Origin of the sequence: Streptomyces sp. NPDC020731 (genome assembly GCF_044334705.1) — a bacterium.
Taxonomy (GTDB): Bacteria; Actinomycetota; Actinomycetes; order Streptomycetales; family Streptomycetaceae; genus Streptomyces.
The window spans coordinates 331,583-357,350 of record NZ_JBIRTN010000002.1; the positions used below are offsets into that span (position 1 = coordinate 331,583).

Here is a 25,768-nt window from a genome sequence, read left to right on the forward strand (position 1 = left end):
CGGCCGCCCTTCGCAACCGCTCGCTACCGGGCCTATACCTAAAAGGAGCGAGTTCAACTACTCCTTCGTCCCCTGTGCGAGTCGATCCGGACAATTTCCTTCCGGTACGGCGCCACCGAACGGGCGCTCCATGTGTGCCCAGCCCTCCCAAGATCCAATCCCGCTCGATCGGGTAATGGCGTGCGCACGCTGCGTGAGGAAGGCTTGATCGCGCAATGCCACGCCCGGCGCGGCCGGGTGCGGGATCACCATTGGGGAGGGCAATTCTCTATGTCGGTAGGCGAAGAGGTCCGTCCGGAGCAGGCCGGGCAGCAGCAGAGCCTCGGTACGGCGGCCGCACGGAACCTGGCCACCACGACCAAGTCCGTGCCGCAGATGCAGGAGATCAGCTCACGCTGGCTGCTGCGCATGCTGCCCTGGGTCGATGTGCAGGGTGGTACATACCGTGTCAACCGGCGGCTGACGTACGCCGTGGGTGATGGCCGGATGACGTTCGTGAAGACCGGCGACCGCGTCGAGATCATCCCCGCGGAGCTGGGCGAGCTTCCGGTGCTGCGGTCGTACGAGGACGAGGAGGTGCTGACCGAGCTGGCCGCCCGCTGCCGGCAGCGGGAGATCGAGGCCGGCCAGGTCATCGCCTCCTTCGGCAGCCCGGCCGACGAGGTGTACCTGCTGGCGCACGGCAGGGTGGAACGGGTCGGCACCGGCCCCTACGGCGAGGACGAGTCCCTCGGGGTCCTCGCCGACGGCGCCTACTTCGGCGAACAGGCGCTGCTGGGCGAGGACGCCATCTGGGAGTACACCGCCCGCACCCTCACCGCCTGCACCGTGCTCGTGCTGCCGCGCGAGGCCGTCGAACAGGTCGCCGAGCGGTCGGACACCCTGCGCGAGCACCTCCGCCGGCGGCTCACGGTCCCCGGGCAGCGCACCAACAAATACGGCGAGAAGGAGATCGACCTCGCGGCCGGTCACAGCGGAGAGCCGGACATCCCGCACACCTTCGTCGACTACGAGGCCAGGCCGCGCGAGTACGAACTCAGCGTCGCCCAGACCGTGCTGCGCATCCACACCCGCGTGGCCGACCTCTACAACCAGCCCATGAACCAGACGGAGCAGCAGATCCGGCTGACCGTCGAAGCGCTGAAGGAGCGCCAGGAGCACGAACTCGTCAACAACCGCGACTTCGGCCTGCTCCACAACTGCGAGTACGACCAGCGGATCCAGCCGCACAACGGCGTGCCGAGCCCCGACGACATGGACGAACTGCTCAGCAGGCGGCGCGGGACCAGGCTGCTCCTCGCCCACCCGCGCGCGATCGCCGCGTTCGGCCGTGAGCTCAACAGGCGGGGGCTCGTCCCCGAGACCATCGACATGGGCGGCAACCGCATCCCCACCTGGCGGGGGGTGCCCATCTACCCCTGCAACAAGATCCCGGTGACCGAGGCCCGGACGACCTCCATCATCGCCCTGCGTACCGGTGAGGAGGACCAGGGCGTCATCGGACTGCGGGCCGCCGGCATCCCCGACGAGATCGAGCCGAGTCTGTCCGTGCGGTTCATGGGCATCAACGAACAGGCCATCATCAAGTACCTGGTCACGGCCTACTACTCGGCCGCGGTCCTGGTACCGGACGCGCTCGGCGTCCTGGAGAACGTCGAGATCGGCCGTTGGCGATGACCTGCCACCGGCTCCCGTCCCGCACACCGTGTCCCCGCCCGTCCGGGCGGGTACACCTCGGAGGTACGCGCTCGACGGGTGCGGAAGCGCCATCCCTCCGCTCCCGCACCGAGTCGGTCCCAGGGGGAAGTCGATGACGGAGTCCATCACGGAGCCGAAGACGGGGCTTACGACGGAGAGCACGACCGAGATGCCGGCGGTGCCGGAGCAGCGGCCCGGTGACGGGCACGAGGCGACGATGCTGCTGGAGCGGGCGCGGGCCGCGGTCGACCCGGTGCTGCGGGCCGCCATCGGCTCGCTGCCCGGCCCGATGCGCCGCGTCGCGCTCTACCACTTCGGCTGGGAGCAGGCGGACGGCACCCCGGCCGGGGGCGGTTCGGGCAAGGCGATCCGGCCCGCCCTGGTGCTCGCCGCGGCCTCCGCCCTGGGCGGGCCCGTGGCCCGGGCGGCTGCCGTACGGGCGGCGGCCGCCGTGGAACTGGTCCACAACTTCACGCTGTTGCACGACGACGTGATGGACCGGGACACCACCCGCCGCCACCGGCCCACCGCCTGGACGGTGTTCGGGGACGCCGACGCGATCCTCGCCGGGGACGCCCTCCAGGCGCTCGCCCTGCGGCTGCTCGCCGAGGACCCTCATCCGGCGGCCTCGGCAGCGGCGGCCCGGCTCGCGGACTGCGTGGTCGAACTGTGCGCGGGGCAACATGCGGACACGGCCATGGAGCAGCGGCGCCCCGACGAGGTCACCCTCGCCGAGACGCTCGCCATGGCCGAGGCCAAGACCGGCGCGCTGCTCGGCTGCGCCTGCGCGATCGGGGCGCTGTACGCGGACGCCGGGGACGCGGACGTGGCGGCACTGGACGCGTTCGGCCGGGAGGCGGGACTGGCCTTCCAGCTCATCGACGACGTGATCGGCATATGGGGCGATCCGCGCCGCACCGGCAAGCCGGCCGGCGCGGACCTGGCCGCCCGCAAGAAGTCACTGCCGGTGGTCGCCGCGCTCACCGCCGGCACCCCGGAGGCCGCGGAACTCGCCGCCGTGTACGCGATCCCGCACCACGAGGAGGACGACCTGGAGGAGATCGCGCTGGCCGTGGAACGGGCGGGCGGCCGGGACTGGGCGCAGGCCCAGGCGGCCGACCGGATGGCCCGGGCGATGCAGGAAGTGGCCCGCGCGGTGCCCGACCCGGAGGCGGCGGGAGGGCTGCTGGCCCTGGCCGAGTTCGTGACACGGCGCACCACCTGACGGCCCGCCGGCCGTCTCCCCGGCCCCGGAGCCACAGGGTGCCGCGCGGCTCCTGACCCCGCACGGCACCGCGGCTCCGGTCCGGCGGGTCCCGCACTTCCCCACGATGTGCGGGGCCCGCCCTCACCGCACCGGTAGTCCCACTACGCTCAACGTCCGTACGCGCAGAGTTGGTTGAGGCGAAGGGGCGGACATGGGTGTGGCGATCCGGACGGCTGGGGACGGAGACCGGGAGCTGATCGTCCGGCTCCTGGACGAGGCGTTCCAGGACGACCCGGTCAGTGGCTGGGTCTTCCCCGGCGACGAGTACCGCCGTACGACGCACCACAGGCTCATGGCCGCCTTCACCGACGTCGTGCTCACCGAGGGGCGGGTCGACCTCGCCGAGGACGGATCGGCGTGCGCGCTCTGGATGTCCGTACCGGCGGACGGTCCCGGGCATGGCGAGGAGCAGTCCGACGACGACGGTTTCGCGCAGATGCGCCAGGCCGTCGACCCGGACAACGAGCGCGTGGAGCTGATCGGCCGGCTCACCGCGGAGATCCACCCCTCGGGGCGGGCCCACGAGTACCTGTGGATGATCGGCGTGACACCCGGCCGTCAGGGCGAGGGGCTCGGCACCGCGCTGATCGGCTCCGTCCTCGACCGGTGCGACCGGGAGGGGCTGGCGGCGTATCTGGAGGCGAGCAGCGAGCGCAGCGCCCTGCTGTACCGGCGCCTCGGCTTCGAGGCGTCCGGTGAGCCCCTGGCCCTCCCGGACGGCCCGCGCATGTGGCCCATGTGGCGCGAGCCCCGCACCACCGGCTGACGGACCGGCCGGCGGCCTGCCGTCGGGTCCGGGCCCTCGAAAGGGACGTTCGGCCCTGGCCGCCGGCGCGCGTCCGGACTTCACTGGCTCGCGGACAGTGCCCGCCGGCCGTACCGAGGGATCCAGCGGGCGTCGGGCGACGAGGCCGGCGGGGCGGGACGATGACAACGGCGGGCGATGACGGCACGACGGGCGGGAACATCGCGGTGGTGGGGCACGCCGACCTGACCCCGGACACGCTCCTGTTGGTGGAGACCGTGTTGCGGACACGACTGGCGCGGCGGCCCGCCCCGGCCGTGGCCATGGTGCGCACCGGCGCGGGAACGCCACTGGCGTCCGGTCGGGCGGCGCGGGCGTCGGGGTGCCCGCTGGCCGTGGTGATCCCCACGCGTATCGGGGTGCCCGCCATGCCGCCCCAGCGGGACCGGATGGCGGCCGGCGAACTGCTGACCCTCGCCGACGAGGTGCGCCTGCTGGCCTACGACCCGGTGGACCGCGACTCCTGCGTCGGCGCGGACGAACGGCTCGTCGCCTCCAGCGGCCTCCTCCTGGCCGTCTGGGACGGTTCCCCGTCCGGCGGCCGCGACGCCACCGCCCACCTGGTGACCTACGCCCGCGCTCGGGGCGTCCCCGTGGAGATCGTGTGGCCCGCGGGGGCCGCCAGGGAAGCGCTGCCCGTCCTCCGCGCGGAGGGCTGACGGCGGGACCAGGGACCATCGGCCCCTGCCCGGAGACCCTCGCAGGGGCCCTTCGACCCATGTGGACCCCTCTCCCCGCCGCCGATCATGGGCGCGCGAAACAGCCTGGGGAGGAAGACGTCCGGTGGACGAGATACGCATGGAGAAGGTCAGAACCGCGGAGGACGGGCGGCCCCGTCCGGTGCCGCCGTCCGAAGGGACCGTCGCAGGGGCACCCGTGGTGCGCCGGGCCGCATGGGTGGACTGGCCGACCACCACCGACCACAAGAAGATCGGCACGCTGTACCTGGTCAGCGCGTTCGTGTTCTTCGTCGTCGGCGGGGTCATGGCGCTGCTGATGCGCGCGGAGCTCGCCCGGCCGGGCCTGCAGATCATGTCGAACGAGCAGTTCAACCAGGCGTTCACGATGCACGGCTCGATCATGCTGCTGATGTTCGCGATGCCGCTGTTCACCGGCTTCGCGAACTGGATCATGCCGCTGCAGATCGGCGCCCCCGACGTGGCGTTCCCACGGCTGAACATGCTGGCTTTCTGGCTGTTCCTGTTCGGCTCCTCGATCGCCGCCGCCGGTTTCCTCACCCCGGGAGGAGCCGCCGACTTCGGCTGGTTCCTGTACGCCCCGCTGTCGAACGCGGTCTACTCGCCGGGCATCGGCGCCGACCTGTGGATCATGGGCGTGGCCCTGTCCAGTTTCGGCTCGATCCTGGGCGCGGTCAACTTCATCACCACGATCATCTGCATGCGCGCGCCCGGCATGACCATGTTCCGCATGCCGATCTTCACCTGGAACGTGCTGCTGACGGCGCTGCTGGTGCTGATCGTCTTCCCGGTGCTGGCGGCGGCGCTGTTCGCGCTGGAGTGCGACCGGAAGTTCGGCAGCCACATCTTCGACTCGGCCAACGGCGGGGCGCTGCTGTGGCAGCACCTCTTCTGGTTCTTCGGCCATCCCGAGGTGTACATCCTGGCGTTGCCGTTCTTCGGCATCGTCTCCGAGGTGATCCCGGTCTTCTCCCGCAAGCCGATGTTCGGCTACATGGGCCTGATCGGCGCGACGATCGCCATCGCCGGCCTCTCGGTGACCGTGTGGGCGCACCACATGTACGTCACCGGCGGTGTCCTCCTGCCGTTCTTCTCCTTCATGACCTTCCTGATCGCGGTCCCGACCGGTGTGAAGTTCTTCAACTGGATCGGCACCATGTGGAAGGGCTCGCTCAGCTTCGAGACCCCGATGCTGTGGACGACCGGCTTCCTGATCACCTTCGTCTTCGGCGGCCTGACCGGCGTCATCCTGGCCTCGCCCCCGCTGGACTTCCACGTCTCCGACACCTACTTCGTCGTAGCGCACTTCCACTACACCGTCTTCGGCACGGTCGTGTACGCGATGTTCGCGGGATTCCACTTCTGGTGGCCGAAGTTCACCGGCAAGATGCTCGACGAACGCCTCGGGAAGATCACCTTCTGGACCCTCACGGCCGGTTTCCACCTGACCTTCCTGGTCCAGCACTGGGTGGGTGTCGAGGGCATGCCCCGCCGCTACGCCGACTACCTCGCCGCCGACGGCTTCACCGCCCTGAACACCCTGTCCTCCATCGGGTCCTTCCTGCTCGGCCTGTCGGTCCTGCCGTTCTTCTACAACATCTGGAAGACGGCCAGGTACGGCGAGCCGGTCGGCGTCGACGACCCGTGGGGCTACGGCCGCTCGCTGGAGTGGGCGACCTCCTGCCCGCCCCCGCGGCACAACTTCCTCACCCTGCCGAAGATCCGCAGCGAGTCCCCGGCGTTCGACCTGCACCACCCCGAGATCGCCGCGACCGAGACGGCGAGGTGAGCCGTGCCGCAGCCCGTTCTGGCCCTGGGTGCGCGGTGGTGACGGCCGCCGGCAGCGTCTGGTACCTGCCGGCCCTCGCCGACCTGCGGGCCGGAGCCGACCGGCCGCTGTCCCGTCGTACGGCGGCGATCGCCTGCCTGACCGGCTGGGGCACCCTCGGGACGGTCGCCCTGGTGCTGCTCGTGGCCACGGCGTGGTGGATGCCGGCGGCCGTGGCGGCCGTGGGCGGTCCGGCCGCCGCCGCCCTGCGGATCGGTGCCGCCGTGCGGCACGCCGGTGAGCAGCGGGAGGCGGCCCGGCAGTGGGCGCAGTTGTCGCACGCCCCGCTGTCCGCCGACGCCCACCGCCCCCGCGGAGCGGTCGCCGCCCTGGCCGTCGCCGGGCCGGCAGCGGGAGCGGCGGCCGCCGTCGCCCCCGCCGTGATCGTCACGGTCCCCGCGCTGGTCGTGGGCCTCTTCCTGGTGATCGCCGTACGGCACACCCGTATGGTCCGCCGGGCGACAGCGAGCCACGGACACCACCGGGGCCGGTGACCGGGCCGCCCGCGCCCCCAGGTCCGGCAACATCCGGAACCTCCTTCTCCCACTTGTCCCCGATCCCGCCAATCCGCTTGCACCACTACAATTGAAGTACTACAACTGGAGTTATTCAGATGAGGGCAGTCCACGGAAAGAGACCGCATTGCGAAAGCTCACGTACTACATCGCCTGCTCCATCGACGGCTTCATCGGGGACCCGGAGGGCGACGCGTCGGCGATGATCGCCCTCGTCGACGAGGAGTTCTTCGGATTCCTCGCGGCGGAGTACCCGGAGACCATTCCGACCCCCGGCCGCAGGCAGATGAACATCGACGACCTGCCGAACAAGCGGTTCGACACGATCGTCCAGGGCAGGGCCAGCTACGACCTGGCCCTGAAGGAGGGCATCACCAGCCCCTACGCCCACCTGCGCGAATACGTCGCCTCCCGCACGCTGGGGGAGTCACCCGACCCCAACGTCGAGATCATCGCGGACGACCTGGTCGGCCGGGTGCGCGCGCTGAAGGCGGAGGACAGCGCGTACGACATCTACCTGTGCGGCGGGGCCGGGATCGCCGGCGAACTGGTCGACGAGATCGACGAGCTGATCATCAAGACGTACCCCATCGTGCAGGGCTCCGGCATGCCGATGTTCGGCTCCGGCTTCGCGATCACGCAGTTCGCGCTGGAGTCGGTGCGCTCGTTCGGCAACGGTGTGCTGGTGCGGACGTACAGCAGGAAGCGCTGAACCCGCTCCGGGCCTACCCTGGGGACATGGACAGCGAACAGCCCGTCTGCCCCGCCTGCGGACAGCCGGTGGAGAGGGTGGTCCGGCGCCACAAGACGCTGGGCGCGTGGGTTCCGGTGTGGGTGCACGGCCCGTGCCACAACCCGCAATGCCGGGAATCCCACGAGGCCGGGGAGACCGGGCCGGCCGAGGAACCCGGTGACGCCGAGTCGGCACCGGCACGGCAGGACGCCGTGAGTCAGGCCCCCACCGAGCGCTAGCGTCGCGGCACGGGCGCGGTGGGGCGGTGCGGCGTGGGCACCCGGACGGCCGTCGTGATCGTCGGGGGCGGACTGACCCTGTGATTGCAGGACGAAGCCGAACCCTCGCCTCCGGCCGGCTGGGAAAGAAGAGATCCGAGCCCGGCCCTCCACCTTCCGGAGTGCCCGGCTCCCGAGCTGCCGCCGGAGGTCGAGGACGGCGTGGTGGCCACCGCCTGCCTCATCACCCACTGAGCCGATCGGCGGGTGAGTCCGCCCGTTTCCGGATCACGGCCGGTCGGACCGTACGCACCGCCCACCGGGTCGCACCGATGTCGGCGCAGGCGAGGTCCGGACGGGCGGCAACCGGCCGTTCCTCCTCCAGCGGCTGGAGCAGGATGCGCACGGGCGGCCCGGCCGGCGGCCTGACCCCACGGAACTCCGGGAGCGAACCGGGCGCGGAATCCCGGCCCGGCAACAGCCCCCTCCGGAAGGCGACTTCGACGTCGCGACCGGACGACGGGAGATCGGGACACACCTGGTCGGGACGGCTGCCGTGCACGACGGGCAACCGTACCGACTCCCCGGGCCGGGGCGCCGCGCAGAACGACTGCCCCGTCCCTCGTGCTCGCCGACCCTCTCCGTGCCCGGCCGCAGCGCGTTCGCGACGAACCCGGGCATGTCGTCCACGGAGAAGTCGGGATGAGCGCCGCCCCGGCCCGAAACGATCCTCCGCACCCCCACACAGGCATCGGCACCGTCCGCCGGCAGGGTCGCGAACTCTCCGCCCTCGCCGCCCGGTTCGGACAGCCGTGTCCCGGTGGCGGCCGTCCGGAACCCACCGGCCCGGCCGGCCCCGGAGGCGGGCCGGCCGATGAGGGCCTACGTCCGGCGGACGCTCACCGCCGGGGGCGCTCCATGAAGCGCAGCATGTTCCCCGCCGGGTCACGGAACGCGCAGTCACGCACTCCGTACGGCTGGTCCAACGGTTCCTGGAGCACGTCCACACCGGCGGTGCGGACGCGTTCGAAGAGGGCGTCGCAGTCGGTGGTGGTGAAGTTGACCCCGCGCAGCATGCCCTTGGCCAACAGCTCGGCCATCGCCTGCTTGTCACCGGGGGAGGCGTCCGGGTTCGCGGCGGGCGGTTCCAGCACGATCTCCACGTCCGGCTGCTCCGGAGAGGCGACCGTCACCCAGCGCATCCCCTCGAACCCCACGTCGTTGCGGACCTCGAGGCCCAGCACGTCACAGTAGAAGGCCAGCGCCTTGTCGTGGTCGTCGACGGCGATGAAGCACTGGGCGAGTTTCACGTCCGGTTCTGTGTTCATGCGCCCACGCTAAAAGGTTTCGCTCGGATCGACCCGGGCCCGGCCCCGGACCGGCCGGGTGTACATCCGGGCCACGCACGGCGGAATGACCGCGCTCTCCTCGTGCGACCGGGCACGGTACGCGCTCGGCGTCTCCCCGACCAGCTCGGTGAACCGGGAGCTGAACGAACCGAGCGAGGTGCAGCCGACCGCGAGGCACACCTCCGTCACCGTGAGATCGCCCCGCCGCAACAACGCCTTGGCGCGCTCGATGCGCCGGGTCATGAGATAGGCGTACGGCGTCTGCCCGTACGCCGCGCGGAAGCTGCGCTGGAAGTGACCGGGCGACATCAGCGCGGTCCGCGCCAGCTCCGTGACATCGAGCGGTTCGGCGTACTCCCGGTCCATCCGGTCCCGGGTCCGCCGCAGCCGTACCAGATCCTCCAGCTCCATCCGCCCAGCATTTCACGCCCCGCGTGACCGGGGCAGCCGTCCCGGGAGACGGAGGAGGTCACGGACGCGTACGACCTCCGGGCCGGCGTCGCCGCCCGGGCGGCGGACCGGGAAGAGGGTGTTCGGCGGCACGGACTCCGGTGCCCGCCCCGGCTGCCGCGGAGCCGGACGCCGTCGGCGACGCCGAGGAGCAACCCGATGTAGCGCGCGCGTGGTTGGCCGAGGACCTGTCCGGCAAGCCGGGTCCGCGCCGCTTCCGGCAGGATCGGCGTCCGATCGCCCGCGGTCGCACGTTCACCACTGCCGGGGTGAAGCAGACCGCACCCGGACCGTCAGAGGTGCCGTGGTCGGCGGTCTGCGGGCCGGGTGCGGGTGGGTGACGCTGCAAAACGAGGTGAATCGCAGGTCGGAAGGCACGAAGGTCAGGCCTTCTTGGTCTCCCAGAAGATCTTGTCGATCTGGGCGATGTAGTCCAGGGCCTTCTGGCCGGTCGCCGGGTCCGTCGACGCCTTGGCGGCCGAGAGGGCCTTCAGGGTGTCGTTGACCAGCTGGTGCAGCTCCGGGTACTTCTCGAAGTGCGGGGGCTTGAAGTAGTCGCTCCACAGCACGGAGACGTGGTGCTTCGCCAACTCGGCGCGCTGCTCCTTGATGACCGTGGCACGGGCCTGGAAGTGCGGGTCGTCGTTGCCGGCCATCTTCTCCTGGACGGCCTTCACCGACTCCGCCTCGATGCGGGCCTGGGCCGGGTCGTACACGCCGCAGGGCAGGTCGCAGTGGGCGCTGACCTTGACCTTGGGGGCAAACAGGCGGGAAAGCATGGAGCGTTTCCTTCCTCGTGATCGTCTTCTCACACTGGACATTACTCCGTGACGGACGGCTTTTCGCGGGTGCCCCCACGGGCTTAGGACAAAAGTCCGGGGTCACACTGGGACTGGCGGAGGACGAACCGGGGAGGTGCCGGGTGATGCCGGAGCTGTCGCAGGACGCCGAGCGGGCGAGGGCGCCACTGCCCTTCGGGGTGGCCGAGGTGACCGGGCCCTCCATGGTGCCCACGCTGCACCACGGGGACCGGCTCCTGGTGCACTACGGCGCCCGGGTCAAACGCGGAGACGTGATCGTGCTGCGGCATCCGTTCCAGCAGGACCTGCTCGTCGTCAAGCGGGCCGCCGAGCGGCGGGAGGGCGGCTGGTGGGTGCTCGGGGACAACGCGTTCGCGGGCGGTGACAGCACCGACTACGGGGTGGTGCCCGACGAACTGGTGCTCGGCCGGGTCCGGTTCCGTTACCGGCCGCGTGGTTCCGAGCGGCGTTCGCCGCTGGCCGTGGTGGGCTGGGCGCTGTCGTCGGCCCGGCCCGTGTTCTCCGGCCGGTCGGCCTCCAGGCGTTTGCGGGCGCGGTAGGCGGCCACGTTGGCGCGGGTGGCGCAGCGGTCGGAGCAGTAGCGGCGGGAGCGGTTGGTGGAGGTGTCCAGGTAGGCGTTGCGGCAGGGCGACGCCTCACACAGGCCGAGGCGGTCCACGCCGTACTCGGTGAGGTGGAAGGCCAGGCCCATCGCGGCGGTGGCGGCATAGCCGGCGGTGGCGTTGGACGGGTGGTCGGCCAGGTGCATGTGCCACAGCGGGCGGCCGTCGTCGTCGCGGAAGTCGTGCCCGGAGATCTGCGGGCTGACCGGGAACTCCAGCAGCAGTGAGTTCAGCAGGTCGACGGCGAGGGTCTCGTCGCCGCCGTCCGCCGCCTCGAAGACCGAGCGGAGCCTGGCCCGGACCGAGCGGAACCGCGTCACATCGGCGTCGGTGGTGCGCCGGGCGGCCGACTGGTTGGCGCCGAACAGATCGCGGACGGCCTCGACCGAGGTCAGTGTGTCCTTCCCCCGGGCCGGTTCCTCGGTGTTGACGAGGCGTACGGCGTAGTCCGAGTAATAGGCCAGTTCCACTTGTAGTCCTTACGCAGGGGCTCTATCGTCGGGAGCGCGGTCTTGTAACAGGCGATCGCATATCCAGGGTATTACGAGACGTACGTGAGGGAGACGCTCGATGACGGACGCGGAGACCACCACGGCCGCCGCCGACTGGCGGGCCTGGCAGGAGAGCTGGGACCGGCAGCAGGAGTGGTACATGCCGGACCGCGAGGAACGCTTCCGGGTCATGCTCGACATGGTGGAGGCCCTCGTCGGCACCTCGCCGCGCGTGCTCGACCTCGCCTGCGGCACGGGCAGCATCACCGCCCGGCTGTTCGACCGGTTCCCGGACGCCACCAGCACCGGTGTCGACCTGGACCCGGCGCTGCTCGCCATCGCGGAGGGCACCTTCGCGGGGGACGAACGGGTCTCCTTCGTGACGGCCGACCTCAAGGACCCCGAGTGGCCGGCGAAGCTGCCGTACGACTCCTACGACGCCGTGCTGACCGCGACGGCCCTCCACTGGTTGCACCGGGAACCCCTCGCGGACCTCTACGGGCACATCGCGGGGCTCGTCCGCGACGGCGGTGTCTTCATGAACGCGGACCACATGATCGACGATGCGACGCCCCGGATCAACGCCGCCGAGCGCGTCCTGCGCCACGCCCGCATGGATCAGGCCAAGCGGGACGGCGCCCTCGACTGGGCCGAGTGGTGGCAGCTCGCCGCGAAGGACCCGGTCCTCGCCGGACCGACGGCCCGCCGGTTCGAGATCTACGGAGAGCACGCCGACGGTGACATGCCGCCGGCCGCCTGGCACGCGCGCGTGCTGCGCGAGAAGGGGTTCGGCGAGGCGCGGGCGGTGTGGTGCTCGCCGTCGGACACGTTGCTGCTGGCGCTGAGGTAACCGGAGGGGAACGCGAAGGGGCGGTACGGACTCCGTACCGCCCCTTCGCGTGTCCGCTTCAGAGCACCTTGGACAGGAACGCCTTCGTGCGCTCGTGCTGCGGGTCGGTCAGGACGTCGCGCGGGTTGCCCGACTCGACCACCACACCGCCGTCCATGAAGACCAGGCTGTCGCCCACCTCGCGGGCGAAGCCCATCTCGTGGGTGACGACGACCATCGTCATACCGGACTCGGCGAGGTCGCGCATGACGTCGAGGACGTCACCGACCAGCTCCGGGTCGAGCGCCGAGGTCGGCTCGTCGAAGAGCATCAGCTTCGGGTCCATCGCGAGGGCCCGCGCGATCGCGACCCGCTGCTGCTGACCGCCGGAGAGCTGCGAGGGGTAGTTGCCGGCCTTGTCGCCCAGGCCCACGCGGTCCAGGAGCTGCGTGGCGCGCTCCCTGGCCTGGTTCTTGCTCATGCCCTTGACCTGGACCGGAGCCTCCATGACGTTCTCCACGGCCGTCATGTGCGGGAACAGGTTGAAGCGCTGGAAGACCATGCCGATGTCCCGGCGCTTGAGGGCGACCTCGCTGTCCCGCAGCTCGTAGAGCTTGTCGCCCTTCTGGCGGTAGCCGACCAGCTCGCCGTCGACGTACAGACGTCCGGCGTTGATCTTCTCGAGGTGGTTGATACACCTGAGGAAGGTGGACTTGCCGGAGCCGGAGGGGCCGATGAGGCAGAACACCTCGCCGGACTTCACCTCCAGGTCGATGCCCTTGAGGACCTCGACCTGGCCGAAGGACTTGTGGACCCCCTCGGCCTTGACCATGGCGGGGGAGGACTGCGTCATGCCGTGACTCCCTTCGCGCGGCGCGTGGGCAGGACGGCCGCCTTGAAGCGCTGCAGCGGTGTCGGCGGCAGGGCGCGCAGGGCGCCGCGGGCGTAGTGGCGCTCGACGTAGTACTGGCCGACGCTCAGGATCGAGGTCATGATCAGGTACCAGGCGGCGGCGAGGAAGTACATCTCCACCGGGGAGCCCGAGTTCTGACCGATGTCCTTGGCCTCCTGGAAGAGCTCGGCGAACTGCACCGCGGAGACGAGCGAGGTCGTCTTCAGCATGTTGATGACTTCGTTGCCGGTGGGCGGCACGATCACCCGCATCGCCTGCGGAACGACGATCCGGCGGAGCGTCTTCGTGTGGCTCATGCCCAGGGCGTGCGACGCCTCGGTCTGTCCCTCGTCGACCGAGAGCAGGCCGGCGCGGCAGATTTCGGCCATGTACGCGGCCTCGTTGAGGCCCAGGCCGAGCAGCGCCGTCAGCAGCGGCGTCATGAAGGACGACCAATAGTCCTTGTAGACCGGCCCCAGGTTGATGTACTCGAACACCAGGCCGAGGTTGAACCAGACGAAGAGCTGGACCAGGACCGGGGTGCCGCGGAAGAACCAGATGTAGAACCAGGCGATCGACGAGGTCACCGGGTTCTTCGACAGGCGCATCACGGCGAGCAGGATGCCGCCGGCGATGCCGATCACCATCGACAGCACCGTGAGCAGCAGGGTGTTCCATACGCCGTCGAGGATGCGGCCGTCGAAGAAGTACTGGGGGATCGCGCCCCAGTTGATCTTGCCTTGTGCGAAGGCGTAGACGACCGCGCCCAAGAGGGCCAGCGCGACGACCGCGGACACGTACCGCCCCGGGTGCCGGACCGGAATGGCCTTGATGGCCTCCGGCCCGGCGGGGGGCGTCGCGCCGGGACCGTCCGTCTTGTTGACGTCAACAGTCACGGGTGGAGCCTTTCAGAGCCGAATCGAACGGGGTTGGTTCAGGAACCGCCGTTGATCTTGGCTTCGGTGATGGCGCCGTCCGCGACACCCCACTTTTCGATGATCTTCTTGTACTCGCCGTTGTCGATGAGCGCCTGGACCGCGGCCTGGAGCGCGTCGCGCAGTTCGGTGTTGCCCTTGGCGACGGCGATGCCGTACGGGCCCGCCTCGACCTGGTCGCCGACGATCTCGAAGTACTCGCCGCCGCCGGAGTTCTTCACGGAGTAGGCGGCGATCGGGAAGTCGGCGGAGACGACGTCCGCGCCCTTGGAGCGCATCCGGGTCTCGGCCTCGGGGTTGGTGTCGAACTCCTCGACCTTCAGGGTCTCCTTGCCGTCCTTCTCGCACTTCTTCGCCTGGTCCTTGGCCAGGTCGTGGGAGAAGGTGTTGCGCTGCACGGCCATGGTCTTGCCGCAGAGGTCGTCCCAGGTCTTGATCCCCTGGCTGTCGCCCTTGTTGGTGTACAGCGAGACGCCCGCGGTGAAGTAGTCGACGAAGTCGACGCCCGCGCCGACCTTCTTGCCGGTGTCGGCGTCGACGCCCTCCTGGCGGTCCTTGGTGTCGGTCATGGCCGACATGGCCACGTCGTAGCGCTTGGAGGCGAGACCGCCGACGAGCGTGTCGAAGGTGGCGTTCTCGAACTCGAAGGTCACGCCGAGCTGCTTGCCCATCGCCGCCGCGAGGTCCGGGTCGATACCGACCACCTTGCCGGCGTCGTCCTTGAACTCGACCGGTGCGTAGGCGATGTCCGAACCGACCTTGACGACGCCCTTGTCGCGGATCGCCTGGGGGAGCTTGTCGGCCAGCGGGGCCTTGCTCTCGGACTGGCTCTCGCTGGAGCCCTTGTCCTTGGTCTGGTCACCGCAGCCGGTGAGAAGCAGTGCGCCTGCGACCGCGATCGCGCCGACCGCTGCTAGCCGGGACTTCGCGGCGGTGGTACGACGGGTGGTGCTTGCGGTCATGGTGGGTTCCTCCGGCGGATGGGTGGAGATGCCGATGGGTGGGCCACTGCCGACGGGTATCGACAGTGCCGCAGGTCGACGAGAACACACGTCTTCGAGTGTCGCGACCTCGTGCGATTACGGCATCTTGCCATTCGGTCTGAGCCATTCAGGGGGCCCGCGATGTCAAAATCGGATAACGGGTGCTCCCCGAACCGCATCACTCCGGGACATCTGGCCGGACAGTCTGCGGGAATCGGCCGTTCCGGCCGGAAGATTTTCGGTGCATCCCAGGATATGGACCCGTCCGCCGTGGGTTTTGTCGTGATTGCGGACTTGCTGGTTGTTCGTACAGGCCTTGTCCTTGTATCGGATGACAATTCAGGTCGGCGGCATGTGACCTTCGCGTTATGGACTCGTCGCCGACAGCGTCCGTCCGGTAAGAAGGTTCTTTACACCCCTCATCCGGGGCTCAGGGCGCGTGTGCGGCGCGCCCGTCGCGTTCGGCCCGTACGCATCAACCCTCCGGGCCTTGCGCGGTCCCGCCCACCCCTCACCAGGAGTGGCAACCCTCAAACCATGAACACTTAAGGGGTAAAACCAAGTGGCAGCGGAGATTGTCAATCCTCGCAGCGACAGCGAAAGCCGGAACGGTCGTACGGAGCAGGGCGACGGGGCCGAGCCCCTCGACTCCTTCGACCCGGCGTTCGCGCTGCACCGCGGCGGCAAGATGGCTGTGCAGGCCACCGTGCCGATCCGCGACAAGGACGATCTGTCCCTGGCTTACACACCCGGCGTCGCGAAGGTGTGCAGCGCGATCGCCGAGCAGCCGGACCTCGTCCACGACTACACGTGGAAGTCGCAGGTCGTCGCCGTCGTGACGGACGGTACGGCAGTGCTGGGGCTCGGTGACATCGGGCCCGAGGCCTCCCTCCCGGTGATGGAGGGCAAGGCCATCCTCTTCAAGCAGTTCGGCGGCGTGGACGCGGTCCCGATCGCCCTGAACTGCACCGACGTGGACGAGATCGTCGAGACCGTGGTCCGGCTCGCCCCCTCCTTCGGCGGGGTGAACCTGGAGGACATCTCCGCGCCCCGCTGCTTCGAGATCGAGAAGCGGCTGCAGGAGCGGCTGGACATCCCGGTCTTCCACGACGACCAGCACGGCACGGCGGTCGTGACGCTGGCCGCGCTGCGGAACGCCGCGCGGCTGAGCGGACGGCCCCTCGGTGAGCTGCGCGCCGTGATCTCGGGGGCGGGCGCCGCGGGTGTCGCGATCGCCAAGATGCTGATCGAGGCCGGTATCGGCGATGTCGCCGTGGCCGACCGCAAGGGCGTCGTGTCGCGGGACCGCGAGGACCTCACGCCGATCAAGGCGGAGCTGGCGTCGTTCACGAACAAGGGCGGGATCTCCGGCTCGCTGGAGACCGCGCTGGCCGGTGCCGATGTCTTCATCGGGGTCTCCGGCGGCACGGTGCCGGAGCCGGCGGTGGCGTCGATGGCCGAGGGCGCGTTCGTCTTCGCCATGGCCAACCCCGACCCGGAGGTGCACCCGGAAATCGCGCACAAGTACGCGGCGGTCGTGGCCACCGGACGGTCGGACTTCCCGAACCAGATCAACAACGTGCTGGCGTTCCCCGGGATCTTCGCGGGGGCGCTGCAGGTGCGGGCCTCCCGGATCACCGAGGGGATGAAGCTGGCGGCGGCCGAGGCGCTGGCCTCGGTGGTGGGTGACGATCTCGCCGCCGACTACGTCATCCCGTCCCCGTTCGACGAGCGGGTCGCCCCCGCGGTGACGGCGGCGGTGGCCGCGGCCGCCCGGGCGGAGGGTGTCGCCCGTCGCTGACGCGCGGATCGCCGGCCGGCCCCGTCCCCTGGTGGACGGGGCCGGTTTTCTCTGTCGGGCGCTTGGGCCGCCCGGGTGGCGGATCCCGCGGTGTGGCAAGAGGGCGTGTCTCACAGCGGGGCCTGGTTCCTTCGGCGGGGCGGGGAACCTATCGTCAAGGTCATGTTCGCCGTCTACGCCGCCCGAATCGACCGCGACCAGCCGCTCGCGGGTCTGGAGTCGGGAGAGCGCCCCGCTCCCGAGACCCGGCCCGGCTGGAGCACCGTCACGGTCAAGGCCGCCTCCCTCAACCATCATGACCTCTGGTCCCTGCGGGGCGTCGGCCTCGCGGAGGACAAACTGCCGATGATCCTCGGCTGCGACGCCGCCGGCGTCGACGAGGACGGCAACGAGGTCGTCCTGCACTCCGTGATCGGCCAGAGCGGGCACGGGGTCGGCCCCGAGGAGCCCCGGTCCATCCTGACCGAGCGCTACCAGGGCACGTTCGCGGAGCAGGTCGCCGTGCCCACCTGGAACGTCCTGCCCAAGCCGAAGGAGCTCTCCTTCGAGGAGGCCGCCTGTCTGCCGACCGCCTGGCTGACCGCGTACCGGATGCTGTTCACCAACGCCGGGGTGCGGCCCGGGGATTCCGTACTGGTGCAGGGGGCCGGGGGCGGTGTCGCCACCGCCGCGATCGTGCTCGGCAAGGCCGCGGGGCTGCGGGTCTTCGCCACCAGCCGGGACGAGGCCAAGCGGAAGCGGGCGCTGGAGCTCGGGGCCGTGGACGCCGTGGAGCCGGGGGCGCGGCTGCCGCAGCGGGTCGACGCGGTGATCGAGACCGTGGGGGCGGCCACCTGGTCCCACTCGGTGAAGTCGCTGCGCCCCGGCGGCACGTTGGTGATCTCCGGCGCCACCAGTGGTGACCGGCCCTCGCATGCCGAGCTGACCCGGATCTTCTTCCTGGAGCTCAAGGTCGTCGGGTCGACCATGGGCACCAAGGACGAGCTGGAGGATCTGCTCTCCTTCTGCGCCGCCACCGGTGTACGGCCCGTCATCGACGAGGCGCTGCCGATGGACCGGGCACGGGAGGGCTTCGAACGGATGGAGTCCGGCGGGCAGTTCGGCAAGATCGTGCTCACGAATCCCTGAGGGTCGGGGCTCGCCCCGACGGCCGGTCCGGTTCTCCGGGCCGGCCGTCGGCATGTCAACCGGGATTGACATCGAGGAGGTGTCAACGTACGTTGACGTCATGACTGAGGCAACCGACCTCGCCGAGCGTGCGGGCGATCGCGACCCACGGGTCGGCCTGCGGGCCGTCGCCGCCCTGCGCCGGCTGCTGGAGCAACTGGAGACCGTGCAGGTGCGCAACGCGCGCAATCAGGGCTGGTCGTGGCAGGAGATCGCCACCGAGCTCGGGGTCAGCAGGCAGGCCGTGCACAAGAAGTACGGGAGGCATTGATGTTCGAGCGGTTCACGAAGGACGCCCGTGACGTGGTGAAGGGGGCGGTCGGGCACGCGGAGGAGACGGGGGCCGAGCGGGTCGGTGCCGAGCATCTGCTGCTGGCCCTGCTCGACCGGGAAGGGAGCCGGGCCTCGTTCGTACTGGCCGCCCTCGGTGCCGGTGAGCGACGGGAGTCGGTGCGGGCGGCGCTGGGGGAGGCCCGGCGGCGGGCCGGGCTGACGCAGGCCGAGACCGACGCCCTCGCCGGGCTCGGCATCGACGTGTCGGAGATCGTGGCCCGGGTGGAGGAGGTGCACGGGGCCGGGGCGATGTCCGGCGACCGGAAGGCCGGGGGCCGGTGGTCGGGACACCGGCCCTTCGACCGCGCGGCCAAGGACGTCCTCACGGGTGCCCTGCGCGCCGCCACCGCCCTGCGCGACCGCCATATCGGCGACGAGCACCTTCTGCTCTCCCTGACCGTCCGCCCCGGCGTCCCCGCCGAGGTCCTCGCCGACCACGGCGTGACGCACGAGTCCGTGACCCGGGTCCTCTACGGGGGCGGCGAAGCCAAGGCGGGCTGACGCCGGCGCAGGTCCGGTCGGGCCTGGGGTGTCCTGTCGGACCGGGGCTCGTCGGAGTGGGTGAGCCCAGGGGCACCGGCCCGGTTCGAGTGGGCCGGTGCGGGCCCGGTCGTGTCCGGTCGGGCCAGGAGACTCACCGCTTCGGCGTGCGCAGTACGGCCCCGATCTGTGCCGCCGCCGTGGACAGGTGGCGGCGGGCGTCGCGGAGCTGGTCCGCGGTGACTCCGTGGTCGCGGGCCGCGTCGCGGATGTCGTCCCGGAAGCGGTCCAGCAGGCGGTCCAGGTCGCGGGCCGGGTCACCGGTGGAGTCCGAGGCGTCCTCGTGCGCCCAGGCCGGGGTGTAGTCGGCGGGGAAGTCCTCGGGGGGCCGGGAGTACGACGGCTCCGGGGTCCTGCCGGGGGACCCCGTGCGGCCGAAGGCGAAGTCCTTGCCGAACTCGCTCATCTCCTTGGCCAGTTCGCCGAGGCCCTCACGCAGACCCGTCGGCCAGTCACCCCGGGCGAAGTGGTCCTGCACCTGTTCCTGGACCTGGCGCGCGATGCGCTGCACCTCCTCCTGCGCCCTGTCCTGGGCCTCCTTGGCCTGGCGGCGGGCACGCTGGGCCTCCTCGCGGGAGCGGCGGCTCTCGTCCTTGGCGCGGCGGGCCTGTTCCTTCCACTCCTGCTTGGCGCGGCGCATCTCCTCCTTGGCGGCGTGCCAGGCGTCCTTGTTGCCGAAGACCCCGAAGTCGCCGAAGACGCCCTCATCCTCGGGGGACGCCCCGCCGGTACGGCTCTGGCGGGCCTTGCCCGCCGCGGCCCGCATCTCGCGGCGCAGATCGCCCGCCGCGCCGCTGACGTCGGCCCGGATCTCGGCGGCCAGCTCGGCGACCGACTCCCGGATCTCCAGCTCCAGATCGGCCAGCTCGCCACTGCGGTCGGCCAGTTCGGCGCGGCCGGCGTCCGTGATGGAGTACACCTTGCGGCCGCCCTCGGTGGTGTGGGTGACCAGGCCCTCCGCCTCCAGCTTGGCCAGGCGCGGGTAGACCGTGCCCGCCGACGGTGCGTACAGCCCCTGGAAGCGTTCCTCGAGGAGGCGGATCACCTCGTAGCCGTGACGCGGGGCCTCGTCCAGCAGCTTCAGCAGGTAGAGGCGGAGGCGTCCGTGAGCGAAGACGGGAGGCATGTCAGAGCACCTTCTTGTCGGTCGTACCGGCATTGTCCCCCGAGCCGTCCCGCGGTTCGGGCTCGTCCTCCCCGGTCGGGCGGCGCAGCAGGGCGATGGAGCCGGAGACGGTGGTGGCGCGCAGCTTGCCGCTGCCCGCGCCCAGCCGGCCGGTGAGGTTGTGGGCGCCCCAGTGGCCCTGTACCCGCAGGTCGTCGAAGGCGTTGGAGATGGCGCCGCTCGCGGTGTTGGCCTCGACCTCGGCGTCCGCCGGATCGGGCAGCCGGATGGCTATCTCACCCGAGACGCTGGTCAGCCGGACGTCGGTGGGGCCCTCGGGGTCGAGGTCCACGATCATGGAGCCGCTGACCGTGTCCGCCCGCACGGAGGGGCCGGAGCCCTCGACGACGGTGAGATCGCCGGAGACGGAGGCGAAGCGGAGGTCGCCGGTGACGGACTGCGCCTCCACGCTCCCGGACACGGTGTCCGCGCGGACCGGGCCGGAGAGGGCGACCAGCGTGGTGTCGCCGGCGACGCCCTTCACCGCGGCGGGGCCGCTGATGCCGGAGACCACGGCGCCGGCGCCGACCACGCCCACCTCTACCCGGGTGCGGGCCGGGACGGCCAGGGAGACCGTCGCGCTGCGGCACCGGCCCTTGCGGTCGAGCCACTTGAGGAAGCCCCTCCAGGGCAGGTCGTCGTAGGCCACCGTGAGGGTGCCGTCCTTCTGGGTGACCACGAGGGGTGGGCCCTCGATGTCGGAGACCTGGAGGCGGGCGGAACCTTCGTCGGTGCCCACGACGTTCACCGTTCCGTTGACGATGCGTACGTGCAGCTCGCTCACGGGTGCGTCGAAGGTGAGCTTCGTGGGTTCCGCGACGGACCACTCGGACATGGTGGGGACCTCCTGGGAACGAAGCGTCGACGACGACGCGGCATATCGCGTCTTACGTGATTCACGATATATCGCGGCAGGGGAAAGTCAAGACACTCGTTCTGGTGATCCGCCGGCCTGTGGCCGTGCCGATGGTGATGGTGGTGTGCACCGGTGTCGGTGTCGGGCGGGGGTGTTCGCGCTGCCCGGCGTTTGCGGGGTGCCGTCGCGCCCACCCGCGCCGCCCCAGCGGCACGACTGCCCGCGGGGACGGGGCGGTGGTGTGTGGCTGTCCGTGGTCGGCGAGGGGGTGTTCTAGTCCTCGTCCTCGTCGTCCAGGCGGGCCAGCCAGGTGGCGAGGCGTTCCACCGGGACCTCGAAGTCGGGGTTGAGGTCGACGAAGGTGCGCAATTGCTCGGCCAGCCACTCGAAGGTGACCTCCTCCTCCCCGCGCCGCTTCTCCAGTTCCTCGATGCCACGGTCCGTGAAGTACATGAGGACAAGGATATGTGCGGGAAAACGGGCGGGGCGCCCCCCCCGGGGCGGGGGGGGGGCCCCCCCCCGGCCCCCCCCCGGGCCCCCCCCAAGAACCCCCCCCCCACCAGCGCCAGCACCGGCGGGGGGGGCGGCGCGGGGCCCGCCCCCCGCGCCCGCCGCCCGCTGCGCCGCGCCCCCGCCCCCGGGGGGGGTTAATCCGATTTCCCCTGTTTTCCGGGGGCGGGGGGGGGGGGCCCCCCCCCGGGGGGGGGGGGCCCCCCCCGCCCGCGTACGGCCTCCGGTTACGCCTCGAAGACCTCGCGCACCAGCTGCTCCTGCTCGGCCTGGTGGCGCTTCGCGGAGCCGACCGCCGGCGACGAGCCGTGCGGCCGCGAGATGCGGCGCAGACGCTCGTCGTGCGGGACGTCGGCGCCGACCGCCAGGTCGAGGTGGTCGATCAGGTTGAGCGCGATGAACGGCCAGGCACCCTGGTTCGCCGGCTCCTCCTGGGCCCACAGGTACTTCTCGGCGTTCGGGTACTTCTTGATCTCCGCCTGGAGCTCCGCACCCGGCAGCGGGTACAGGCGCTCGATGCGGATGATCGCCGTATTGGCAGCATCGGCGTCCGTCGCGCCGCGCTTCTGCCGCTCGGCCTCGAGGTCGTAGTAGACCTTGCCGGCGGTGAAGACGACCTTCTTGACCGCGGCCGGGTCGACCGAGGCGTCGCCGATGACCGGGCGGAACTGACCGGTGGTGAACTCCTCCGCCTTCGCCGCCGCGGCCTTCAGGCGCAGCATCGACTTCGGGGTGAAGACGACCAGCGGCTTGTGGTGCGGGTTGTGCGCCTGCCACCGCAGGAGGTGGAAGTAGTTCGACGGCGAGGTCGGCATCGCGACCGTCATGTTGTTCTGGGCGCAGAGCTGCAGGAACCGCTCCGGGCGGGCCGAGGAGTGGTCCGGGCCCTGGCCCTCGTAGCCGTGCGGGAGGAGCAGGACCACACCGGAGGTCTGGGCCCACTTCTGCTCGGCCGACGAGATGAACTCGTCCACGACCGTCTGCGCGCCGTTGACGAAGTCGCCGAACTGCGCCTCCCAGAGCACGAGCGCGTCGGGGCGGGCCAGCGAGTAGCCGTACTCGAAGCCCATCGCCGCGTACTCGGACAGCAGGGAGTTGTAGACGTTCAGCCGCGACTGGTCCTCGGAGAGGTACTGCAGCGGCGTGTACTCCTCGCCCGTGCTGCGGTCGATGATGACCGCGTGGCGCTGGCCGAAGGTGCCGCGCTGGGAGTCCTGGCCGGCGAGCCGGACCGGGACGCCTTCCAGGAGCAGCGAGCCGAGGGCGAGGGTCTCGCCCATGCCCCAGTCGATGGTGCCGTCCTCGACCATCGCCGCCCGGCGCTGCAGCTGCGGCAGCAGACGCGGGTGGACGGTGATGTGGTCGGGGATGTTCACCTGGGACTCGGCGATCCGCTTGACGACCTCCGTGGTCACCGCGGTGTTCACGGCGACCGGGAACTCGGCCTGCGGGTCCGGGGACTCGACCGACGCCGGCTGCGAGGTGGCCTCGCGGACCTCCGTGAAGACCTTCTCCAGCTGGCCCTGGTAGTCCTGCAGCGCCTGCTCGGCCTCTTCCAGGGTGATGTCGCCGCGACCGATGAGGGACTCGGTGTACAGCTTGCGCACCGAGCGCTTCTTGTCGATCAGGTCGTACATCAGCGGCTGGGTGAAGGCCGGGTTGTCCGACTCGTTGTGACCGCGGCGGCGGTAGCAGATGAGGTCGATCACCACGTCCTTGTTGAACGCCTGGCGGAACTCGAAGGCCAGGCGCGCGACGCGCACGACCGCCTCCGGGTCGTCGCCGTTCACGTGGAAGATCGGGGCCTCGATCATGCGGGCCACGTCCGTCGCGTACATCGACGAGCGCGACGACTCGGGCGCGGCCGTGAAGCCGACCTGGTTGTTGATGACGACGTGGACCGTGCCGCCGGTGCGGTAGCCGCGCAGCTGCGACATGTTCAGGGTCTCGGCCACCACGCCCTGGCCCGCGAAGGCCGCGTCGCCGTGGATCGCCACCGGCAGGACGGTGAAGTCCGTGCCGCCCTTGCCGATGATGTCCTGCTTGGCGCGGGAGACGCCCTCCAGGACCGGGTCCACCGCCTCCAGGTGCGAGGGGTTCGCGACCAGGGAGACCTTGATCTGCTCGCCGTCCAGGCCGGTGAAGGTGCCCTCGGCGCCCAGGTGGTACTTCACGTCGCCGGAGCCGTGCATCGACTTCGGGTCGAGGTTGCCCTCGAACTCGCGGAAGATCTGCGCGTACGACTTGCCGACGATGTTGGCCAGCACGTTCAGCCGGCCGCGGTGGGCCATGCCGATGACGACCTCGTCCAGGCGGGACTCGGCGGCCGAGTCCAGCACCGCGTCCAGCAGCGGGATGACGGACTCGCCGCCCTCCAGGGAGAAGCGCTTCTGGCCGACGTACTTCGTCTGCAGGAAGGTCTCGAAGGCCTCCGCCGCGTTCAGCCGGCGCAGGATGCGCAGCTGCTCCTCGCGCTCCGGCTTGGTGTGCGAGCGCTCGATGCGGTCCTGGATCCACTTGCGCTGCTTGGGGTCCTGGATGTGCATGAACTCGACACCGGTGGTGCGGCAGTACGAGTCGCGCAGCACGCCGAGGATGTCGCGCAGCTTCATCAGGGACTTGCCGGCGAAGCCGCCGACGGCGAACTCGCGCTCCAGGTCCCACAGGGTGAGGCCGTGCTCGACGATGTCCAGGTCGGGGTGCTTGCGCTGGCGGTACTCCAGCGGGTCGGTGTCGGCCATGACGTGGCCGCGGACCCGGTAGGAGTGGATCAGCTCGAAGACACGGGCGGCCTTGGTGACGTCGTCGTCGTGGGAGGCGTCGATGTCCTTGAGCCAGCGGACCGGCTCGTAGGGGATGCGCAGCGCCTCGAAGATCTCGTCGTAGAAGTTCTTCTCGCCGAGGAGGAGGTTCGCCACCGCGCGGAGGAACTCGCCGGAGGCGGCGCCCTGGATCACCCGGTGGTCGTAGGTCGACGTGAGCGTCATGACCTTGGAGATGCCGAGCTTGTTCAGGGTGTCCTGGGAGGTGCCCTGGAACTCCGCCGGGTAGTCCATGGAGCCGACGCCCATGATCACCGACTGGCCGGGCATCAGGCGCGGCACGGAGTGGACGGTGCCGAGGCCGCCGGGGTTGGTCAGGGAGACCGTGACGCCGGTGAAGTCGTCCATCGTCAGCTTGTTGTCGCGGGCGCGACGGACGATGTCCTCGTAGGCCTGCCAGAACTCGAAGAAGTTCAGCGTCTCGGCCTTCTTGATGGCCGCGACGACCAGCTGGCGGTCGCCGTTGGGCTTCACCAGGTCGATGGCCAGACCGAGGTTGATGTGCTCCGGCTTCACCAGGGTCGGCTTGCCGTCCACCCGCGCGAACGAGTTGTTCATCGCCGGCATGGCCTTGATGGCCTGCACCATCGCGTAGCCGATGAGGTGCGTGAAGGAGATCTTCCCGCCCCGGGCCCGCTTGAGGTGGTTGTTGATGACGATGCGGTTGTCGAACAGCAGCTTCACCGGGACCGCGCGCACGGACGTGGCCGTGGGCAGCTCCAGCGAGGCGTCCATGTTCTTCGCCACGGCGGCGGACGGGCCGCGCAGGGTGACCTGCTCGGGACCGGTCCCGGCCTCGCTCGCGGGCTCGGCCTTGGGCTTGGCGGCGGCCGGCTTGGCGGCGGGCGCGGCGGCCTTCGCCGGAGCGGGAGCCTGGGCCGGGGCGGCAGGCGCCTCGGCGGCCGGCTGCGCAGCCGCAGGAGCGGGCGCGGCGGGTTGGGCCGGGGTGGTGGGCTGGGCCGGGGTGGTGGTTCCCGCGGCCCCCGCGGCCGCGGTACCCGCCGGAGCCGAGGTCGCAGGCGCGCCCGGCTTGTAGTCGGCGAAGAAGTCCCACCAGGCTCGGTCCACCGAGTTCGGGTCCTGGAGGTACTGCTGGTAGATCTCGTCGACGAGCCATTCGTTGGCACCGAAGGCCGCAGCGGGGTTCTTACCCGCTTGGTCGGTGTCGGTCGAGATGCTCGAGTTACTGGGGGACTGTGGCGACACGGCGTCAACCGCCCTCTTCCGCTTCGCAAGATGATGGACAGCGGAAATAAAGGCTACGCCCCCAAGAGGGAGAAGGTCAGGCCGGGCCCGTTCATCGTCGTGTAAGTCACATCGCGGAGCGTGTTTCGGCGCGGGAAATGGCGGGAAACAACCGTGGTTTCGATTCTTCGGGCCGCATCAGGGATCGCTCAGCCGGGCCCCGACGCGCAGCTCGCGCGGGCCTGTGCCTGATCACACGTGTCCGTCAGCGCGAA

The 25,768-nt window shown here is 70.6% G+C and carries 25 protein-coding genes; 14 read left to right on the top strand and 11 right to left on the bottom strand.

Annotated elements, in window-relative coordinates; genetic code table 11:
• Positions 1-270: 270 nt before the first annotated feature.
• From ACH4VX_RS04240 to ACH4VX_RS04275, 8 genes are all read left to right on the top strand, one after another.
• A complete protein-coding gene (locus tag ACH4VX_RS04240) occupies positions 271-1,677 on the top strand; it encodes a family 2B encapsulin nanocompartment shell protein (RefSeq protein WP_398365790.1) in 1,407 nt (468 codons plus the stop codon).
• Positions 1,678-1,867: 190 nt separating this feature from the next.
• Positions 1,868-2,923: a family 2 encapsulin nanocompartment cargo protein polyprenyl transferase gene (locus ACH4VX_RS04245; protein WP_398365937.1), complete on the top strand. Its 1,056-nt coding sequence runs from the start codon at positions 1,868-1,870 to the stop codon at positions 2,921-2,923.
• 193 nt (positions 2,924-3,116) lie between these two features.
• On the top strand, positions 3,117-3,731 hold the full coding sequence (locus ACH4VX_RS04250) for a GNAT family N-acetyltransferase (RefSeq protein ID WP_398365791.1): 615 nt from the start codon (positions 3,117-3,119) through the stop codon (positions 3,729-3,731).
• Between the two features lie 161 nt (positions 3,732-3,892).
• Positions 3,893-4,429 carry a hypothetical protein gene (locus ACH4VX_RS04255; RefSeq protein ID WP_398365792.1) on the top strand — a complete coding sequence of 179 codons (537 nt, stop codon included), beginning with the start codon at positions 3,893-3,895 and terminating at the stop codon, positions 4,427-4,429.
• Between the two features lie 124 nt (positions 4,430-4,553).
• Entirely contained in the window at positions 4,554-6,257 is a 1,704-nt protein-coding gene (gene ctaD, locus ACH4VX_RS04260) for a cytochrome c oxidase subunit I (RefSeq protein ID WP_398365793.1), read from the top strand.
• A gap of 38 nt (positions 6,258-6,295) precedes the next feature.
• Entirely contained in the window at positions 6,296-6,790 is a 495-nt protein-coding gene (locus ACH4VX_RS04265) for a hypothetical protein (RefSeq protein WP_398365794.1), read from the top strand.
• Between the two features lie 148 nt (positions 6,791-6,938).
• The gene (locus ACH4VX_RS04270) at positions 6,939-7,523 is read left to right on the top strand and encodes a dihydrofolate reductase family protein (RefSeq protein ID WP_398365795.1); all 585 of its coding nucleotides are present in this window, start codon (positions 6,939-6,941) and stop codon (positions 7,521-7,523) included.
• Positions 7,524-7,549: 26 nt separating this feature from the next.
• On the top strand, positions 7,550-7,783 hold the full coding sequence (locus tag ACH4VX_RS04275) for a hypothetical protein (protein ID WP_398365796.1): 234 nt from the start codon (positions 7,550-7,552) through the stop codon (positions 7,781-7,783).
• An 878-nt stretch (positions 7,784-8,661) separates the two neighbouring features.
• Here ACH4VX_RS04275 and ACH4VX_RS04280 read toward each other — a convergent pair.
• The 3 genes from ACH4VX_RS04280 to sodN form a co-directional block, all read right to left on the bottom strand.
• The gene (locus ACH4VX_RS04280; RefSeq protein ID WP_398365797.1) at positions 8,662-9,090 is read right to left on the bottom strand and encodes a VOC family protein; all 429 of its coding nucleotides are present in this window, start codon (positions 9,088-9,090) and stop codon (positions 8,662-8,664) included.
• Positions 9,091-9,099: 9 nt separating this feature from the next.
• On the bottom strand, positions 9,100-9,522 hold the full coding sequence (locus ACH4VX_RS04285; RefSeq protein WP_398365798.1) for a helix-turn-helix transcriptional regulator: 423 nt from the start codon (positions 9,520-9,522) through the stop codon (positions 9,100-9,102).
• Positions 9,523-9,944: 422 nt separating this feature from the next.
• On the bottom strand, positions 9,945-10,340 hold the full coding sequence (gene sodN, locus ACH4VX_RS04290; RefSeq protein ID WP_004983535.1) for a superoxide dismutase, Ni: 396 nt from the start codon (positions 10,338-10,340) through the stop codon (positions 9,945-9,947).
• Between the two features lie 146 nt (positions 10,341-10,486).
• On the opposite strand from sodN, the gene sodX reads away from it, so the two are divergent.
• Positions 10,487-10,921, top strand: coding sequence for a nickel-type superoxide dismutase maturation protease (gene sodX, locus ACH4VX_RS04295; RefSeq protein WP_398365799.1), 435 nt, complete (start codon positions 10,487-10,489; stop codon positions 10,919-10,921).
• Here sodX and ACH4VX_RS04300 read toward each other — a convergent pair.
• Positions 10,804-11,454, bottom strand: coding sequence for a CGNR zinc finger domain-containing protein (locus ACH4VX_RS04300; RefSeq protein ID WP_398365800.1), 651 nt, complete (start codon positions 11,452-11,454; stop codon positions 10,804-10,806). The genes sodX and ACH4VX_RS04300 overlap by 118 nt on opposite strands.
• 100 nt (positions 11,455-11,554) lie before the next feature.
• On the opposite strand from ACH4VX_RS04300, the gene ACH4VX_RS04305 reads away from it, so the two are divergent.
• On the top strand, positions 11,555-12,325 hold the full coding sequence (locus ACH4VX_RS04305) for a class I SAM-dependent methyltransferase (RefSeq protein WP_398365801.1): 771 nt from the start codon (positions 11,555-11,557) through the stop codon (positions 12,323-12,325).
• A 58-nt stretch (positions 12,326-12,383) separates the two neighbouring features.
• Here ACH4VX_RS04305 and ACH4VX_RS04310 read toward each other — a convergent pair whose 3' ends face one another.
• From ACH4VX_RS04310 to ACH4VX_RS04320, 3 genes are read right to left on the bottom strand one after another with little or no spacing between them, the layout of a single operon-like run.
• Positions 12,384-13,157, bottom strand: a complete 774-nt coding sequence (locus tag ACH4VX_RS04310; protein WP_398365802.1) for an amino acid ABC transporter ATP-binding protein — start codon at positions 13,155-13,157, stop codon at positions 12,384-12,386.
• The gene (locus tag ACH4VX_RS04315; RefSeq protein WP_398365803.1) at positions 13,154-14,092 is read right to left on the bottom strand and encodes an amino acid ABC transporter permease; all 939 of its coding nucleotides are present in this window, start codon (positions 14,090-14,092) and stop codon (positions 13,154-13,156) included. The genes ACH4VX_RS04310 and ACH4VX_RS04315 overlap by 4 nt, the downstream gene beginning before the upstream one ends.
• A gap of 38 nt (positions 14,093-14,130) precedes the next feature.
• Positions 14,131-15,093 carry an ABC transporter substrate-binding protein gene (locus ACH4VX_RS04320; RefSeq protein WP_398365804.1) on the bottom strand — a complete coding sequence of 321 codons (963 nt, stop codon included), beginning with the start codon at positions 15,091-15,093 and terminating at the stop codon, positions 14,131-14,133.
• 583 nt (positions 15,094-15,676) lie between these two features.
• On the opposite strand from ACH4VX_RS04320, the gene ACH4VX_RS04325 reads away from it, so the two are divergent.
• The 4 genes from ACH4VX_RS04325 to ACH4VX_RS04340 all read left to right on the top strand — a co-directional run bounded on the left by ACH4VX_RS04325 (position 15,677) and on the right by ACH4VX_RS04340 (position 18,916).
• Entirely contained in the window at positions 15,677-16,915 is a 1,239-nt protein-coding gene (locus ACH4VX_RS04325; protein WP_398365805.1) for an NADP-dependent malic enzyme, read from the top strand.
• Positions 16,916-17,077: 162 nt separating this feature from the next.
• Positions 17,078-18,043, top strand: a complete 966-nt coding sequence (locus ACH4VX_RS04330) for a zinc-binding dehydrogenase (protein ID WP_398365806.1) — start codon at positions 17,078-17,080, stop codon at positions 18,041-18,043.
• 100 nt (positions 18,044-18,143) lie between these two features.
• Entirely contained in the window at positions 18,144-18,353 is a 210-nt protein-coding gene (locus ACH4VX_RS04335; protein ID WP_030860301.1) for an HTH domain-containing protein, read from the top strand.
• Entirely contained in the window at positions 18,353-18,916 is a 564-nt protein-coding gene (locus ACH4VX_RS04340) for a Clp protease N-terminal domain-containing protein (protein ID WP_398365807.1), read from the top strand. The genes ACH4VX_RS04335 and ACH4VX_RS04340 overlap by 1 nt, the downstream gene beginning before the upstream one ends.
• 133 nt (positions 18,917-19,049) lie before the next feature.
• On the opposite strand, the gene ACH4VX_RS04345 is transcribed toward ACH4VX_RS04340, so the two are convergent.
• From ACH4VX_RS04345 to ACH4VX_RS04360, 4 genes are all read right to left on the bottom strand, one after another.
• Positions 19,050-20,081, bottom strand: coding sequence for a helix-turn-helix transcriptional regulator (locus ACH4VX_RS04345; protein ID WP_398365808.1), 1,032 nt, complete (start codon positions 20,079-20,081; stop codon positions 19,050-19,052).
• A gap of 1 nt (position 20,082) precedes the next feature.
• On the bottom strand, positions 20,083-20,955 hold the full coding sequence (locus ACH4VX_RS04350) for a DUF4097 family beta strand repeat-containing protein (protein WP_398365809.1): 873 nt from the start codon (positions 20,953-20,955) through the stop codon (positions 20,083-20,085).
• A 294-nt stretch (positions 20,956-21,249) separates the two neighbouring features.
• Complete coding sequence (locus ACH4VX_RS04355) at positions 21,250-21,429, bottom strand: DUF6104 family protein (protein ID WP_128557595.1); 180 nt, start codon at positions 21,427-21,429, stop codon at positions 21,250-21,252.
• A gap of 284 nt (positions 21,430-21,713) precedes the next feature.
• On the bottom strand, positions 21,714-25,514 hold the full coding sequence (locus tag ACH4VX_RS04360) for a multifunctional oxoglutarate decarboxylase/oxoglutarate dehydrogenase thiamine pyrophosphate-binding subunit/dihydrolipoyllysine-residue succinyltransferase subunit (RefSeq protein ID WP_398365810.1): 3,801 nt from the start codon (positions 25,512-25,514) through the stop codon (positions 21,714-21,716).
• Between the last annotated feature and the right edge of the window lie 254 nt (positions 25,515-25,768).